Source organism: Mycobacterium neglectum (genome assembly GCF_002591975.1).
GTDB classification, from domain to species: domain Bacteria; phylum Actinomycetota; class Actinomycetes; order Mycobacteriales; family Mycobacteriaceae; genus Mycobacterium; species Mycobacterium neglectum.
Genome location: NZ_NVQE01000001.1, coordinates 1 through 16352, shown reverse-complemented (window position 1 = coordinate 16352; position 16352 = coordinate 1). Strand labels below are relative to the sequence as shown.

At 66.0% G+C, this 16352-nt stretch carries 14 protein-coding genes; 9 read left to right on the top strand and 5 right to left on the bottom strand.

Annotated elements, in window-relative coordinates; genetic code table 11:
* Positions 1 to 651: 651 nt before the first annotated feature.
* Entirely contained in the window at positions 652 to 1533 is an 882-nt protein-coding gene (locus tag CSQ99_RS00070) for an FAD-dependent oxidoreductase (RefSeq protein WP_245908572.1), read from the top strand.
* 14 nt (positions 1534 to 1547) lie between these two features.
* On the opposite strand, the gene CSQ99_RS00065 is transcribed toward CSQ99_RS00070, so the two are convergent.
* Positions 1548 to 3188 (bottom strand): phospho-sugar mutase, encoded by a 1641-nt coding sequence (locus CSQ99_RS00065; RefSeq protein WP_099037012.1) that lies wholly within the window; start codon positions 3186 to 3188, stop codon positions 1548 to 1550.
* A gap of 29 nt (positions 3189 to 3217) precedes the next feature.
* Positions 3218 to 3664, bottom strand: a complete 447-nt coding sequence (locus CSQ99_RS00060; protein ID WP_099037011.1) for a MarR family winged helix-turn-helix transcriptional regulator — start codon at positions 3662 to 3664, stop codon at positions 3218 to 3220.
* 88 nt (positions 3665 to 3752) lie between these two features.
* Here CSQ99_RS00060 and CSQ99_RS00055 point away from each other — a divergent pair, with 88 nt between their 5' ends.
* A complete protein-coding gene (locus CSQ99_RS00055; RefSeq protein WP_176560795.1) occupies positions 3753 to 4871 on the top strand; it encodes an AbrB family transcriptional regulator in 1119 nt (372 codons plus the stop codon).
* Here CSQ99_RS00055 and CSQ99_RS00050 read toward each other — a convergent pair.
* The gene (locus CSQ99_RS00050; protein WP_425437750.1) at positions 4817 to 5620 is read right to left on the bottom strand and encodes a purine-nucleoside phosphorylase; all 804 of its coding nucleotides are present in this window, start codon (positions 5618 to 5620) and stop codon (positions 4817 to 4819) included. The two genes, CSQ99_RS00055 and CSQ99_RS00050, sit on opposite strands and share 55 nt — an antisense overlap.
* A 47-nt stretch (positions 5621 to 5667) precedes the next feature.
* On the opposite strand from CSQ99_RS00050, the gene CSQ99_RS00045 reads away from it, so the two are divergent.
* From CSQ99_RS00045 to CSQ99_RS00035, 3 genes are all read left to right on the top strand, one after another.
* Positions 5668 to 6849: a M20 family metallopeptidase gene (locus CSQ99_RS00045; protein ID WP_099037009.1), complete on the top strand. Its 1182-nt coding sequence runs from the start codon at positions 5668 to 5670 to the stop codon at positions 6847 to 6849.
* Entirely contained in the window at positions 6846 to 8015 is a 1170-nt protein-coding gene (locus CSQ99_RS00040) for a M20 family metallopeptidase (protein ID WP_099037008.1), read from the top strand. The genes CSQ99_RS00045 and CSQ99_RS00040 overlap by 4 nt, the downstream gene beginning before the upstream one ends.
* Before the next feature lie 154 nt (positions 8016 to 8169).
* Complete coding sequence (locus CSQ99_RS00035) at positions 8170 to 8997, top strand: hypothetical protein (RefSeq protein WP_099037007.1); 828 nt, start codon at positions 8170 to 8172, stop codon at positions 8995 to 8997.
* Here the strand turns inward: CSQ99_RS00035 and CSQ99_RS00030 are convergent.
* Positions 8994 to 9467 carry a gamma-glutamylcyclotransferase family protein gene (locus CSQ99_RS00030; protein ID WP_099037006.1) on the bottom strand — a complete coding sequence of 158 codons (474 nt, stop codon included), beginning with the start codon at positions 9465 to 9467 and terminating at the stop codon, positions 8994 to 8996. The genes CSQ99_RS00035 and CSQ99_RS00030 overlap by 4 nt on opposite strands.
* 92 nt (positions 9468 to 9559) lie before the next feature.
* Between CSQ99_RS00030 and CSQ99_RS00025 the strand changes: the two genes are divergently transcribed.
* The 3 genes from CSQ99_RS00025 to CSQ99_RS00015 are packed head-to-tail and all read left to right on the top strand — an operon-like array spanning position 9560 to position 13650.
* The gene (locus CSQ99_RS00025; protein ID WP_099037005.1) at positions 9560 to 10975 is read left to right on the top strand and encodes an NAD(P)H-quinone dehydrogenase; all 1416 of its coding nucleotides are present in this window, start codon (positions 9560 to 9562) and stop codon (positions 10973 to 10975) included.
* A gap of 57 nt (positions 10976 to 11032) precedes the next feature.
* Positions 11033 to 12772 carry a glycerol-3-phosphate dehydrogenase gene (gene glpD, locus CSQ99_RS00020; RefSeq protein WP_099037004.1) on the top strand — a complete coding sequence of 580 codons (1740 nt, stop codon included), beginning with the start codon at positions 11033 to 11035 and terminating at the stop codon, positions 12770 to 12772.
* Positions 12772 to 13650 (top strand): pseudouridine synthase, encoded by an 879-nt coding sequence (locus tag CSQ99_RS00015; RefSeq protein ID WP_099037003.1) that lies wholly within the window; start codon positions 12772 to 12774, stop codon positions 13648 to 13650. The genes glpD and CSQ99_RS00015 overlap by 1 nt, the downstream gene beginning before the upstream one ends.
* Here the strand turns inward: CSQ99_RS00015 and CSQ99_RS00010 are convergent.
* Entirely contained in the window at positions 13642 to 15564 is a 1923-nt protein-coding gene (locus CSQ99_RS00010) for a glycoside hydrolase family 2 protein (protein ID WP_245908612.1), read from the bottom strand. The genes CSQ99_RS00015 and CSQ99_RS00010 overlap by 9 nt on opposite strands.
* 536 nt (positions 15565 to 16100) lie before the next feature.
* Between CSQ99_RS00010 and CSQ99_RS00005 the strand changes: the two genes are divergently transcribed.
* On the top strand, positions 16101 to 16352 hold a 252-nt coding region (locus CSQ99_RS00005; RefSeq protein ID WP_099037001.1), incomplete at its 3' end, for an RNA-binding protein.

Genomic DNA, 16352 nt, shown 5'->3' with positions numbered 1-16352 from the left:
CCATGTGCCGCGCGTTAGCCGGGATGACGTTGCGGTGACACTGAATTGTTGACTGTGAGGTCGCCGCATCCGTTATTCCCAATTCTGGGACGGTATGCCCGTATTAGAAATGTCACTTAATGTTTATTTGCTGAAAATGGACGCGAACGTCAATGGCCACACTGTCAGCAGCGCGCTGGAGCGCGCGCATACATGTTTGCGTCGTGAAGTTTCGGCAACACTACAGCTAACTTACTGCCGAGTATGAAACGGGCCTTCGAACTGCATGAAAACGTGATTCTCGGTGGTCAACTGCAATGTTGTCGCACGTAAATAGCGTGTTGCACAGGTATTGCAGGAACGCATCGCGATTGCATCGATAGCCTGATCAGGATAATGTTGGTCGTGACCGAGGTTTGAGAGCAAAGTCTGAGATGCTCACTGACGCGGGAGTTGCCTTCGTCACACGGCGGACAACCAAACCGTCTAACTGCTAGCCTCCCTGATAGCTATTGATTGCATTACCGATAGTTCCGATTCGAGATATTGACCGCGGCGGCAGAGTAGCCGACGAAAACTTTGATAATGAGAAGGAAGCGTTGCTGAAGTGCGCAGCCAAGCTGAGTCTGAGACGAACCGGTCAGGCGTCGGCGTCGAACCCGCGGTTGCGGTGTGAGTGCCGCGATCGAGGTCATGACCATGTCCAACAGCGAGCTCGTCGACATCGTGTGCATCGGGTCGGGCAGCGCAGGCCTGGCTGCAGCCATCACGGCGGCGGACGCCGGAATGTCGGTGTTCGTGGCAGAGCCACGTCGAAGGACATCGCAGACGGCGGCGTCGACCGATCCGGTCGAAGCCTGGCCGGATCTGCTGCAGAGGCATTGGGGCGCCGACGAGTCCGACGAGCCGACGGCTGCCTACCTTCATCAGCTCACCTGCGACCTGGGTCCACCACGACGATCCCCGACTCATGGTCAGTTGCCCATCGGTTCCGTCGAATCCTTCGGCGACGATCCGTGCGACGACCGGCGGGGGACCGTCCCACCCTTCTACGGCAACGAACTCGCGCATTGGGCGCGTGAGTGCCTGACCTCGCCGTATGGCCTGGTGTTCAGCCGGGTGTCACCGTTGACCATGTCTTCGATGCGCTTGGAGGATGGCACGACGATCAGAGCCGGCGTCGTCGCGGAGATCCCGTTCGCTCGGCGATCTGGGACGACCTTGCGCCAGTGGCTGCGAGACATGGCCAAGGAGCGCGGGGTGAAGATTCACGGCTCGAGCACGATTCAGCGCCTGCTCTTCAACGATGGCCAACCCGTCGGTGCCTTGGTCCACACGCCCGATGGCATTCGCCACGTGCGTGCACGCCACGGCGTGCTGCTCGGCACCGGTAACTCGAACGCCGACGATCTGCTCGCCATGCACCCGGCGCCAGTGCTCCGCGACGGCCGGCTGTCCCTGGTGAGCAGGAAGGCAAGTCGATTCGCCCGTCTGGAACTGTTGACCAGCGCGGCGAGTATGAACGTCTGCACGCCGCAGAGTCGACTGGCCTGATCTCCAGCGCAGCGTCACCACCGCCGCGCGTCCTCCTCGAGCTGTGTCATCAACATCGTGGCGTGTGCGCGCGTCTTGCCTACGTCCGGCACGTTGTTGCAACGAACCTCGATGTAGGACTTGACCTTTGGCTCCGTTCCCGACGGCCGCACCACCACGCGGACCATGGTTTCGCCGTCGCCGCCCGACAGGACCACCGCGTCGGTGTGCAGCGGGCCGGTCACGTTCCGCAGATCGGTGACCGTCGCGCCGAATCCGGCAAGTGTGTCCGGTGGCGCCGTGCGAAGCCGGTTCATCACCGACTGTGCCTCCTCGGCATCCGCGACCTGTCGTGACACGGCGGTCGTGGTGTGCACACCGTGGCGGCGAGCCAGATCGTCGAGCGCATCGAGCAGGGTGAAGCCACGGTGTCGCAGCGCGACAGCCAGATCACACACGAGCACTGCGGCGCTGATGCCGTCCTTGTCGCGGACGGCTGCGGGATCGACACAATGCCCGATCGCCTCTTCGTATGCGTAAACCAGGGTGCAGGCCGGCAGGTCGATGTCGGCGCGCGACAACCATTTGAACCCGGTCAATGTCTCCACGTGGCGCGCGCCGTGCTCGGCTGCGATAGCGGCAAGCATTCGCGAAGAGACCACCGAGCTGGCCACCACGGTGGCTGCCATGACGGGACCGGGCTCGATCTGAGAGAGAATGTAATCGCCCAGCAGCCAACCGGTTTCGTCGCCCGAAAGCATTCGCCAACCGTCGGGTGTGGGGATGCCAACTGCGCAACGGTCCGCGTCAGGATCGAGCGCCACCGCAATGTCGGCGTCGATGTCGGCGGCCAGTGTCAGCAGGGCGGCCACAGCGGCGGGTTCCTCCGGATTGGGCAGCGCCACAGTGGGGAAGTTCGGGTCGGGCGCGAATTGGCTCTCGACAACGTGCACGTCGTCGAACCCGGCGCGCACCATCGCGTCGAGGACGAACTCGCCGCCGACGCCGTGTAACGGCGTGATCGCCACCCGCACCGAGCCGTGCGTATGGCGAACCTGGGCTGCGCGTTCGACGTAGCGCTGAACTTCGTCGACCCCGGAGGGGGTGACTACCTGCCGCCGAATCTGGTCGGCGTGTGGTGCGTCGGCCATCGCCTGCTCGATCTCGTGGTCGACGGGCGGAACGATCGGGAATCCGTCGTCGAAGTAGACCTTGTAGCCGTTGTCCGTCGGCGGATTGTGTGACGCAGTGATCTGGACACCCGCGACGGCACCGCCGTGACGGACGGCGAATGCGACTATCGGCGTGGGGACCGCTGTGAACAGCAACGTGACGGAGAACCCCTGAGCCGCAAGGACTTCAGCGGCAGCCAGTGCGAACTCGTCCGAGCCGTGCCGGGCGTCGCGGCCGACCACCACGTTGCGGCCGTGCAGGCCGCGTTCCCTGAGCACCTTGGCGAGCGCCCAAGAGGCACGCAGGACAACTGCGAGGTTCATTCCATTCGGCCCTCCGCGCAGGGGCCCACGCAGCCCAGCGGTACCGAATGTCAGGGGATGGGCGAACCGTTCGTAGAGATCGGCTCCGGTGCATTCGAGAAGTTCGGCGGCGGTCTTCGGATCGGGATCGTGAGCGATCCATTCTTGCGCGGCGGTCGAAGTCCAATCTCGCGCTTTCATCCGGATAGTGTGCCCAGTTTTGAGTCGGCTTATGTGGAGTCGGTGTACGCCAGCTTGCGCAGCACCGGCGCGACGAGCATCACGAGGTCGAACTCGAGCTCCGACAGGTTGTCGCGCATGGTCGTGTGCAACCACGCGTCCCGTTCCGCGCGGTCGGCTTCAAGCAGTTCGGTGCCCGCAGCGGTGATCTCGATGAGTTGGCGACGGCGATCGATTTCGTCGGGCCTGCGTGCGATCAGGTCCCGGCCCTCCAACGCATTGATGCTGTCCGTCAGCGACTGCACTCGAACGCCCAACCGTGCGCCGAGCTCGGCAGGCGTGGTGATGCCGGCACGGCTCACTTCGCCGAGCAGTTGCATCTGGCTGAGCGTCAGGCCGTGGTCGGGCCGGTGCCGGCGCATCTGCTGGTTGACGGCGACGATCGACTCCCGCAGCTCGGTGGCCGCCGACCTGCGGATTGGTTCGGCTTGATCCATATACAAGTTATACCTTGGTAAATATCGATAGTCACGTGCCTAAGGTGCAAGTTGCATGCCGAACATAGTAAGAGGATACTTGTAATCAATGGTGATGAGACGGTTGCGGAAGTGGTGCCTGCTGGTCGTGGTGACGGCCGGTGTCACCTATCCGCTGACCCTGATCGGCGTACCGTCCGCCGCGCTGTTCGCCGCGCTGGCCGTCGGCGTGGCGCTGGCTCTCATGTCGCTGGCGCCCGCGCAGGTGCCCCGTCCGGCCGGCGTCGCCGCGCAGGGCGTGCTCGGCGTCTACATCGGCACGATGGTCCACCAGGATGCAGTCGACGCGCTCGGCCCGCACTGGCCGATCGTCGTGGCGGTCGCCGTCGCCACCCTGCTGCTCAGTGTCATGGCCGGTGCACTGCTGTCGATGCACCGCGACGTCACCCCGCTTACGGGCTCGCTGGCGCTGGTTGCGGGAGGTGCTTCAGGGTTGGTCGCGATCGCCCGCGAACTCGGCGGCGACGATCGTGTGGTGTCGGTGGTGCAGTATCTGCGCGTCGCGTTGGTGACGGCTTCCATGCCCGTCCTGGTGACGCTGGTCTATCACGCCGACAGATCGCGGCCGGACACCGTGCTGGCCCAATCCGATTCAGCTCCTTGGTATCTGAGTATCGGCATGCTCATCGCCCTGGTCGTGGTCGGGGCTACCGTCGGCCGGTGGATCCATCTGCCCGGCGCGGGTCTGCTGGGGCCGCTGGCGTTGACGGTGCTGCTTGAGGTCACCGGCCTTTCGTTCGGGCTGTCGGTCCCGATGGTGCTCGTTCAGGTCGGCTACGCGCTGATCGGGTGGCAGGCCGGGCTGGCGTTCACCCGCGATTCGATGCGTGCGGTCGCGCGCATGCTGCCGACGGCCATCGGCCTGATCGCCGCGCTCAGCATCGCGACGGCCGGCCTGGGTGTCCTGTTGTCTCACGTCGCGGGAGTCAGCCTTCTGGATGGCTACCTCGCCACCAGCCCCGGTGGCGTCTACGCCGTGCTGGCCACCGCCGTCGAGACGGGGTCCAACGTCACGTTCATCATCGCCGCGCAGGTGGTGCGGATCCTGTTGATGCTGTTCGCCGCGCCGCTGCTGGCCCGCAGCATGGTCTGGGTGAGCGGGCGGTTCGGCCGTCAGAGCCGGGAGATGACCCCGGCGAGCAGGGAGCCCATGCGCGTCGCGGACTGACGGCCCGCCGCCAACACCTCGTCGTGGCTCAGCGGCTGACCGGTCATTCCCGCCGCAAGGTTGGTCACCAGGGACACCCCCAGCACCTGTGCGCCCGCGGCGCGCGCCGCGACAGTTTCGTGCACCGTCGACATGCCGACGAGATCGGCACCCAGCGTCCGCAGCATCCGGATCTCCGCCGGCGTCTCGTACTGCGGTCCGTTCAGTCCGGCGTAGACGCCATCGGCCAATCCAGGGTCGATCTCGCGGGCCACCGCGCGCAGCCGCGGAGAATAGGCGTCGACCATATCGACGAAATGCGCTCCGACCAGCGGCGACCGGCCGGTTAGGTTCAGGTGGTCGCTGATCAGGACCGGCTGGCCGACGGCGAGGTCCTCGCGCAGGCTGCCTGCGGCGTTGGTCAGGACGATGGTGCGCGCACCGGCCGCACATGCGGTACGGACGGGATGAACGACATGGCGGAGTTCGTGGCCTTCGTAGGCGTGGATCCTGCCGACGAACACCAGCACCCGATGGTCGCCGACGCGCAACGACAAGATCTCGCCACCGTGTCCCGCCGCTGCGGGTGGGGTGAAGCCGGTCAACTCGGCCATCGGCACCACCGCCACCGGATCACCGAGTTCGTCGACCGCTGGCGCCCAGCCCGAACCCAGCACAATCGCGACGTCGTGTTGATCGACGCCGGTGCGCTGCCGGATCTCGATTGCCGACTGCCCAGCTTCCGCATCCGGCGTCGTCACGGTGGGCAGCTTAGCCGTCGAAACGGCACGCGCTGGGGCAGTGAGATACTTCGGGGATGCCCACCGTCACCGCGTCGAGTTGCGTCGAGGACGCCGTCAATCGACGCCGTGGTGATTTGGTCGAGCTTTCGCACTCGATTCACGCCGAACCCGAACTTGCTTTCGCCGAATACCGCAGCTGCGCGAAGACCCAGGAGCTGGTCGCCGCCCGCGGTTTCGCGGTCACCAAGGCGCTCGGCGGCCTGGACACCGCCTTCCGGGCCGACTTCGGCAGCGGCCCGCTGGTCGTCGGGATCTGCGCCGAATACGACGCACTGCCCGGCATCGGACACGCCTGCGGTCACAACATCATCGCCGCGTCGGCGGTCGGCACCGCATTGGCGCTCGCCGAGGTGGCCGATGAACTGGGGCTGACGGTGGTTCTGCTCGGAACTCCTGCCGAGGAAGCCGGCGGCGGAAAAGTGTTGCTACTCAACGCGGGAGCGTTTGACGACATCGCCGTCACCGTGATGCTGCACCCCGGCCCGCTGGACATCGCGGCCGCCCGGTCACTGGCACTGTCACAGGTCGCGGTCGGCTATCGCGGCAGGGAGTCACACGCGGCCGTGGCACCGCACCTAGGGATCAACGCCGCCGACGCGATCACCGTCGCGCAAGTCGCGATCGGGCTGCTGCGCCAGCAGCTGGCGCCGGGCCAGATGACGCACGGCATCGTCACCGACGGCGGCCAAGCCACCAACATCATTCCGGGCAGCGCCGAGATGCATTACACGATGAGGGCCAACGACGCACCGTCGCTGCGCGAACTCGAAAAGCGGATGTCCGACTGCTTCCTCGCGGGCGCGGTGGCCACCGGCTGCGACTACACGGTGTCCGAGACCGAGCCGGCTTATGACGAGCTGACTCCCGACTCGTGGCTGGCCGACCGATTCCGCGACGAAATGGTGCGGATCGGCCGATCGCCACTGCCGGCCGAGATGGAGGGGGCGTTTCCGCTGGGCAGCACTGACATGGGCAACGTCACCCAGATAATGCCCGGTATCCATCCGATCGTCGGGATCGACGCCGGTGGCGCGTCGGTGCATCAGCCGGCGTTCGCCGCGGCTGCCGCCGGACCGGGAGCCGACACGGCCGTGATCGAAGGTGCAATCATGTTGGCTCGCACGGTGGTCGGGCTCGCCGAGACGCCGGCGCAGCGGGACCGAGTAATGGAGCTGAAGGCGAGGCGGGCGGCATGAGTCTGCACGACGCCACTGAACTGTGGCTGGACGTCCATTACGCCGAGATGGTCCAGTGGCGCCGCCATCTGCACGCCCACCCTGAGCTGGGCCGCCAGGAGTTCGCCACCACACAGTTCGTCGCATCGCGTCTGGCCGATGCCGGCCTCAATCCCAAGGTGTTGCCCGGGGGCACCGGCCTGACGTGTGATTTCGGTCCGGAGCACGGGCCGAGGATCGCGTTGCGCGCCGATATGGACGCGCTGCCGATGGCCGAACGGACGGGGGCGCCCTACCAATCGGTGGTCCCCAATGTGGCGCACGCCTGTGGTCACGACGCGCACACCTCGATGCTGTTGGGAACCGCCCTTGCGCTGGCGTCGGTGCCGCAGCTGCCCGTCGGCGTGCGGCTGGTCTTCCAGGCGGCCGAGGAGCTGATGCCCGGCGGTGCGATCGATGCCATCGCGGCGGGAGCCCTGACGGGGGTGTCGCGAATCTTCGCACTGCATTGCGATCCGCGGCTGGCCGTCGGCAAGGTTGCGGTCCGGCCCGGGCCGATCACCTCGGCCGCCGATCAACTCGAGGTGACACTGCACTCGCCAGGCGGGCACACCTCGCGACCGCATCTCACCGGCGACCTGGTGTACGGGATCGGCACCTTGATCACCGGCGTGCCTGGGATCCTTTCTCGGCGCATCGATCCGCGCAACAGCACCGTGATGGTTTGGGGCGCAGTGAATTCCGGCATCGCGGCGAACGCGATACCGCAGACGGGAACGCTGGCGGGGACCATCCGCACCGCAAGCCGCGATACCTGGGAGACCCTCGAAGACATCGTGCGCGAGGCGATCACATCGCTGCTGGCGCCGCTGAACATCGAGCACAGCCTGCAGTACCGGCGCGGAGTGCCGCCAGTGGTGAACGAGGAGATCTCGACGCGCATCGTCACCCATGCCATCGAGGCGATCGGTCCCGAGGTGTTGTGCGACACCCGCCAGTCCGGTGGCGGCGAAGATTTCTCGTGGTACCTCGAGGAGGTGCCTGGCGCGATGGCGCGACTGGGGGTGTGGTCGGGGCGCGGGCCGCAGCTGGACCTGCATCAGCCGACGTTCGACATCGACGAACGTGCGATGGCAGTGGGTGTGCGGTTCCTGGTCAACATCATCGACCAGGCGGCGCAGGTCTAGGACTGGAAGAGCCGCTTCGCCGCCGTCCACCATTACGTCGTGGTCGGTCCTATGGGCGAGAGTGAATCCAGGGCTGTTGTCGAGCATCCACAACCCTGAGTTCACTCTCGGTTGTAGGACGCAATTTGTCAGTGCGCCCGGCCAGCATCGCGGTATGGAAGACGTCTTCATCGGCAGTGAAGCGCTGGTGCGCGGCGTGCTCAGCCGCGCGGAACTGCGGTGGAACTACCGGGCCATGTTTCCCGACGTCTACATGCGCGCCGAAGCGGTGCCGTCGCTGTCGCAGCGCGCCGTCGGCGCGTGGCTGTGGTCTGGTCGCCGAGCAGTGGTCGCGGGTCTCGCCGCGGCGGCTCTGCACGGCGCGCGATGGGTCGACGAACTCGCAGATGTGGAAGTGATCTCCCGCAATAGCCATCCGCCGCAGGGAATCGTCGCCCGAAGGGAGCGGATCGAATCCGACGAGATCAGCGACATCGCCGGCATCCCCGTCACGACACCGGCGCGGACAGCGTTTGACCTTGCCAGACACCACCCTCGCGACCTCGCCGTCGCCTACCTGGACGCGCTCTCCGCGACAACGGGTGTCACGGCTTCGGCTGCACAGTCGCTGGTCAATCGATATCAGAGCTCACGACATTGGCGGCGCGCGGTCGGTGCCCTCCGCCTCATGGACGGTGGGTCGCAGTCGCCGCAGGAGACTATGGTTCGCCTGGCCCTCATCGACGCCGGTCTTCCCGCGCCTAAGACTCGATTCGCAGTCACCGATGGAGAAGCCACTGCGGTGATCGCGATGGCGTACGAAGCCCCGATGGTTGGTGTCGAATTCAGCACCGTTACACCGGATATCGTTGTGCGACAAGGGTGGACGATGATCCGTGCCACTGACTCGGTCAATCCGAAGGTCATCGTGTATCTCGTGCGTGCAGCGGTAATCGAGCGCGGGTATCCGCTGTGGAAACTGAACAGGCTCTCGCGCGGCTAGGTGCCCGGACCGATGTTGCGGGCCGGTCGGGTGCGCAGGCTGTGTACATACTCCTGCGGTGCACCGGCGATCTCAGCGGCGTCGGCCATCACGCCGATATAGCGCGCGGACGGCAGCCCACCCTCCCACGCGTCAACCACGTACAGCCACGCCAGCACCGGCTCGAAGCTGGTGTCCGACGAGGTGCGGTGCACCCGGCATCGGATCTTCTTGTGGATGCCGAGCTCTGAGCCCTCCCAGCGGTCGAGGTTGGCCTCGTCCTCTTTGGTCATGTCGTAGAGCACGACGAACACGCTCGCCGCAGGATCTTCGACGACAGTGGCCAGCGCACCTTCCCAGCCGATGTCCTCGCCGCCGAACGTCAGCCGCCAGCCGTGCAGCCACCCAGTTCCGGCCATCGGCGAGTGGGGCGCCCGCTCCAACATCTGCTCTGGATGCATGTTGGATCCGTAGGCGGCGTACAGCGGCACCAGGAAACTCTAAAGCTTTTCCGGCTGGCTTCTTCCACCGGCTTCGTCGACAGGCTGGGCGATCAACCACCGGCTTGGCTAGCGTTGAGGTCGTGGCAACACGCATCGTCATCATCGGCGGCGGTCCCGCCGGCTACGAGGCTGCTCTGGTAGCCGCCGCCCGCGGACCCGAGGTCGCCGAGGTCACCGTGGTCGACTCCGACGGGATCGGGGGTGCATGCGTGCTGTGGGACTGTGTCCCGTCCAAGACGTTCATCGCCTCCACCGGCGTACGCACCGAGCTGCGACGTGCCTCAGGTCTCGGGTTCGACATCGCGATCGAGGACGCCAAAATCTCACTGGACCAGATCCACAACCGCGTCAAGACGCTGGCGAAATCGCAATCGACCGACATCGGCCACCAGCTGCTGCGAGAGGGCGCCACCGTGGTTCACGGCCACGGTGAGCTGGTCGACGACACCTCCGGCATGGCCCACCACCGAGTGAAGGTCACCACCGCCGGCGGCAGGGTCGGCACGCTCAAGGCAGACGTCGTGCTGATCGCGACCGGAGCCAGTCCGCGAGTGCTGCCGAATGCCAAGCCCGACGGCGAGCGGATCCTGAACTGGCGTCAGCTCTATGACCTCACCGAACTGCCGCAACACCTCATCATCGTCGGGTCCGGCGTCACCGGAGCCGAGTTTTGCAACGCCTACACCGAACTCGGTGTGCCCGTCACCGTGGTGGCCAGCCGCGACCAGATCCTGCCGCACGAGGACCGCGACGCGGCGGCGGTGCTCGAGGAGGCGTTCGCCGACCGCGGCGTGAAGCTGGTCAAGAACGCCAGGGCCGACTCGGTGACCCGGACCGCCGACGGCGTGCTGGTGACCATGGCCGACGGGAGAACCGTCGAGGGCAGCCATGCGCTGATGACCGTCGGCTCGGTGCCCAACACGGCGGGGCTGGGACTGGAGAATGTCGGCATCGAGCTGTCCGCGGGTAACTACCTCAAGGTCGACCGGGTGTCGCGCACGTCGGCGTCGGGAATCTATGCGGCTGGAGACTGCACGGGTCTGCTGCCACTGGCCTCGGTGGCCGCGATGCAGGGGCGCATCGCGATGTATCACGCGTTGGGCGAGGGGGTGACGCCGATCCGGTTGCGCACCGTTTCGGCGGCAGTGTTCACCAGGCCGGAGATCGCCGCGGTCGGGGTGCCGCAGACGGCCATCGACAGCGGCAATGTGCCCGCCCGCACGCTCACGCTGCCGCTCAACACCAACGCGAGAGCCAAGATGTCGCTGCTCCGCCTGGGCTTCGTGAAGATCTTCTGCCGCCCCGCCACCGGCGTCGTGATCGGCGGTGTCGTGGTCGCCCCCATCGCCTCGGAACTCATCCTGCCCATCGCCCTGGCGGTGCAGAACAACCTCTCGGTCACCGACCTGGCCCAGACGCTGTCGGTGTACCCCTCGTTGTCCGGATCGATCGTGGAGGCGGCGCGAAGATTGATGGCGCACGACGATCTGGACTGACTCCACGTAACCTGGGACACGGTGAACGTACCGACCAGTAACTAGGAGCTATTTCCGGTGAGCGACCCGATCCCCGCGAACGGGCAGACACTGCTGAGCCCGGAGCAACGGGCAGAGGCCTGGGAGCGGCTCGGCAGCGAGCAGTTCGACGTGGTCGTCGTCGGCGGCGGGGTGGTCGGCGCGGGCGCTGCTCTGGATGCGGCGACGCGCGGTCTCAAGGTAGCGCTCGTCGAGGCGCGCGACTTCGCGTCCGGCACGTCGAGTCGCTCGTCGAAAATGTTTCACGGCGGCCTGCGCTACCTCGAGCAGTTGGAGTTCGGGCTGGTTCGCGAGGCGCTTCACGAACGGGAACTCTCGCTCACCACCTTGGCTCCGCATCTCGTCAAACCGCTTCCGTTTCTGTTCCCACTGACCAACCGGGTGTGGGAGCGGCCTTATGTGGCGGCGGGAATCTTTCTTTACGACCAACTCGGCGGGTCGAAATCCGTTCCACCGCAAAAGCATCTGACCAAGTCTGGTGCACTGCGGCTGGCGCCGGGGCTGAAGCGGTCGTCGCTGATCGGCGGTATTCGCTACTACGACACCGTTGTCGACGACGCGCGCCACACCATGACTGTCGCGCGGACCGCGGCGCACTACGGCGCGGTGGTGCGGACGTCGACGCAAGTGGTGTCGCTGCTGCGCGAGGGTGACCGGGTCGTCGGGGTGGAGGTGCGTGACTCCGAAAACGGCCGCGTGACCGAGGTGCGCGGACACGTGGTGGTCAACGCCACCGGTGTGTGGACCGACGAGATCCAGGCGTTGTCCAAGCAGCGCGGGCGATTTCGGGTGCGGGCGTCCAAGGGGGTACACATCGTCGTCCCCCGCGACCGCATTGTGAGCGAGGTGGCGATCATCCTGCGCACCGAGCAATCGGTGCTGTTCGTCATACCCTGGGGCACGCATTGGATCATCGGCACCACCGACACCGACTGGAACCTCGACTTGGCCCATCCGGCGGCGACCAAGGCGGATATCGACTACATCCTCGAAACGGTCAACACGGTGCTGGCGACGCCGCTGACCCACGACGATATCGACGGGGTCTACGCCGGTCTGCGTCCGCTGCTGGCAGGTGAGAGCGAGGAGACCTCCAAGCTGTCGCGCGAGCATGCGGTGGCGGTTCCCGCGCCTGGCCTGGTGGCGATCGCCGGCGGCAAGTACACCACCTATCGGGTGATGGCCGAAGATGCGATCGACGCCGCGGCCGAGTACGTTCCAGCCCGGGTCGCCCCGTCCATCACCGAAAAGGTGCCGTTGATGGGTGCTGACGGCTATTTCGCGCTGATCAACCAGACCCAAAGCGTCGGCGTGCATTACGGACTGCATCCGTATCGGGTGCGGCACTTGCTCGACCGGTACGGATCACTGATCGGCGAGGTCCTGCAGATGGCTGAAGGCAGGCCGGAACTGCTCACACCGATCACCGAGGCGCCGGTTTACCTGAAGGTAGAGGCGCACTACGCGGTGGCGGCCGAGGGTGCGCTGCACCTGGAGGACATCCTGGCCCGGCGCATGCGGATCTCCATCGAGTACCCGCACCGCGGTGTGGACTGCGCACGTGAAGTGGCCGAAGTGGTTGCACCCGTGCTGGGTTGGAGTGAAGAAGACGTCGACCGCGAGGTTTCGACGTACTTGGCGCGCGTCGAGGCCGAGGTGCGCTCGCAGCAGGAACCCGACGACGAATCCGCCGATGCGCTGCGGGCCGCCGCGCCGGAGGCGCGTGCAGAGATCCTCGAACCGGTGCCACTCAATTGATGCGTGCCGCGCCGCGGGGGAGGCGTGCGGCGCCCTTACCGGTGCGCGACGGACTCGGCCCGGCGCGCGTGCGCTTGCGTGGCGGCGCCGTGCTGGTCGAGTTGGCCGACCGTTTCGGCGAAGGTGCCGCGGCCAAGGTGCTCGACGGCGAGGTGGTGACCTCCGACGGCAGCGTCGTCGGCGCTGCGACGGTCTTGCCGCCCGGCGCCTTCGTCTACCTTTATCGCGAGTTGCGCGAAGAAGTTCCGGTCCCCTTCGACATGCCGATCCTGCATCGCGACGACGACATCATCGTGGTCGACAAGCCGCACTTCCTGGCGACAATGCCCCGGGGTGGCCACGTCGCGCAGACGGCGCTGGTGCGACTGCGACGTCAACTGGACATGCCCACATTGTCTCCGGCGCACCGGCTCGACCGACTGACGGCCGGCGTGCTGCTGTTCACGACGCGACGTGAGGTGCGCGGCGCATATCAGACCATGTTCGCGCGGAGCCTGGTCCACAAGACGTATCTCGCGCGCGCGGGTGTGAATCCGGACATCGAGCTGCCGAGGGTATTGTCCAGCCGGATCATCAAGCGGCGCGGACAGTTACAGGCGTTCGAGGAGCCAGGCGAGCCGAATGCCGAGACACGGGTTGAGCACATCGGAGACGGCGTGTACCGGTTGACGCCCCGCACCGGGCGAACGCATCAGCTGCGAGTGCACATGGCCGCGCTCGGGATACCGATCACCGGGGACACGTTGTACCCGAACGTCATCGACGTGGCGCCCGACGACTTTTCCCAACCCCTGCAACTGATTGCGCACAGTCTCGAGTTCGACGATCCGTACTCGGGTGAACGCCGTGCGTTCGTCAGCCGACGATCGCTAGCGTGACCCCGCGGCGATGACCGCGCGATTTCGCCCCGCCACCACCGGGAGGTCGAGCTTCATGATCTGCCGGTCGTAGGTCATGTAGCCGTTGACCTCGTTCTCGACATCGGTCGTCTGGGTGTAGATGGCGCCCGACAGGCCGACCTCGTGCACGATCCTCTCGAGGTGCAGGCTGACCTCTACGTAGCGTTCGGTCAGCCGCGCCTTGGTGTCGGTCATCTCGTAGGCCATGGGCGGGCCGGGCCAGCGATTGCCCTCCTCGATCAGGCCGAGCCCGCCGTACTCACCGTCGACAGTCACCCGGCCGTCGCGAACCACCGGTCGGCCGGGGCCCACATACGTGTGGTCGTCGAAGATGTCGCCGGCCCTGCTGTCGCCACGCGATTTACAACAGTTCGCCCCGCTGTTCGGCACCACCATGCGCGTGGGGTCTTCGGCCTTCACCGCTCTGGCGATTCTGGCTGTGTCGTACTCGCCCCAGCCCTCGTTGAACGGCACCCAGCCGACGATCGATGTGACGCTGCTCAGCTGATGGACCAATTCGGAGAGCTCGTTTTCGAAATGCGCCTGCGCATCGCGACGCGGTGTCGGAGCCGGCCCTGTCGGGATGTCGAGTGACACGTCCAGCGACGGCATGTCCTGCCACACCAGGAGTCCGAGCTTGTCGGTCCAGTAATACCACCGCGCAGGTTCGACCTTGGCGTGCTTGCGCACGAAGTTCATTCCGAGCGCCTTGATCTGCTCGAGGTCGAACTTCAGTGCCGCGTCGGTGGGGGCCGTGTAGATCCCATCGGGCCAATAGCCCTGGTCGAGTGGGCCGTGCAGGAACGTGATCTTGCCGTTGAGCGCGATTCGCGACCGGCCCTGCGCGTCTTTCACCGTGCCGATCGTGCGTAGGCCCCCATAGCTGGAAACCTCGTCGACCACCTGGCCGGACCTGCTCACCAGTCTGGCGGTCAGGTCGTACAGATATGGATCCTCGGGTGTCCACAGATGCGGGGACGGCACCAGGAGGCGCAGAGTCGCACCCGGCTTTCCCGACGCACGCGCCACGACCTCGCCGCCCGGCTTGGAGACGACCACCTCGGTGCGCTGATCGTTCGTGCCCGAAACGCGGGGCGTCACAGTGAAACTGGCCAGGTCGGGCGTGACGTCGAGCTTGTCGATGTGCGCGGCGGGCACCGGTTCCATCCACACGGTCTGCCAGATGCCCGACGCCCCGGTGTAGAAGAGTCCGGCGGGGTTGTAGCGCTGCTTGCCGACGGCGAAGGCGCCCTTTTCATTGCGGTCCTCGACGCGCACCGTCAGCTCCTGCGGTCCCGACGGTCGCAGTGCGCTGGTGATGTCCGCGCTGAACTCGGTATAACCGCCCTCGTGACGCGCCACCTGCTTGTTGTTCACCCAGACGGTAGCGATCTGGTCGACGGCGCCGAAGTGGAGCAGCACATGCTGGCTGTCCCAGTCTTCGGGAACCTCAAACACCTTGCGGTACCACATTTGATCGTCGTGGCGCTGGAGTCCGGACAGCGCGGACTCGGTGGGGAAGGGGACGAGAATCTGCTCGCGATAGGCGTCCTTCGGGGGCGGCGCGGTCGCCCCGGCCTTGGCGGGCCGGCCGGTGTAACCCCATAAGCCATTGAGGTTCAGCCACTTCGTTCGCGACAGCTGCGGGCGCGGATACTCAGGCAGCGCGTTGTTGGGTCCGACCAACTGGGTCCACCTGGTCGACAGCGGTGGTGTCTTCGGTTGCCATACATCGGCCGCATGGGCCGGCGTATTGCCGATCGCGATGCTGCCCAGCAGTGCCACCCCCACCGTCAACGCGATGCGGGCGAGTCGAACCCCTATCACCGCGCGAGCGCGAAGTGAAAAGCCCGGGTGCGGGTAGGACGGGTGACGTGTGCAGCCATGATTCATCCCCAGGTTCGAGAAGTCGGGTCCGACTTGGCGGCGCCCACCTCGAAGGTCCCCCGGCACACCGTTACGTCACAGCAAACATAGCGGGAAGTGGTTCCCGACGGAAGTAGTCGAGCCTGGCAATTTGCGCAGAATCGTCAGCGAAGCGTTTGTCACTATCCGCCCAGCGAACACCAGGCGGCCCCAGCTGCGGACGCGGGTCGAAGGGATAAGCCCTTTTCTTCATCGCAGCTATGGACTTTCGGGCATGGAGGTGTGTCGTGAGCCGCGATCTCGGCACCCGATGGTCCGGTATGCGGTCCCCGAGCGGCCGGGGCGGCACGCGCAGGGTGTCGCAGGGCGGTGAAGCGTTCCGACGTCTACCACGCAGCAAAGCATTTTTGCGCGCGGGGCGCCGCGACCGGTCGTCTGGCGCGTCTTTTTCGGGTCCTTTCTGAACCCTTCCGAGCCCTTTCCCATCACGCGGCCGCGGGAACTGCGACAATCGTCATTCCGCTGCGTCCTGTACGACGGCAGCCCTTTTGAAGGAGCCATACGTGCGCAAGATCTGGCTGTGTGCCGCGGCAGTGTTGTTCGCGGGCGGATTGGTGAACGTGGGGACACCCACCGCTGACGCGACGCTGTGCGGATCCATCGGTGGCAGGTTCGTCGACGTCACCGGGTGCAGTGACCCCCTGTCCTACCTCAACGACGCACTACCCCCGCCGCCACCACCGCCGTACTACGCACCGATAGCGCCCAACGTCGATGTGTGCGCCAACGTGGGCAGGCGCATCAGCGTCAGTGGT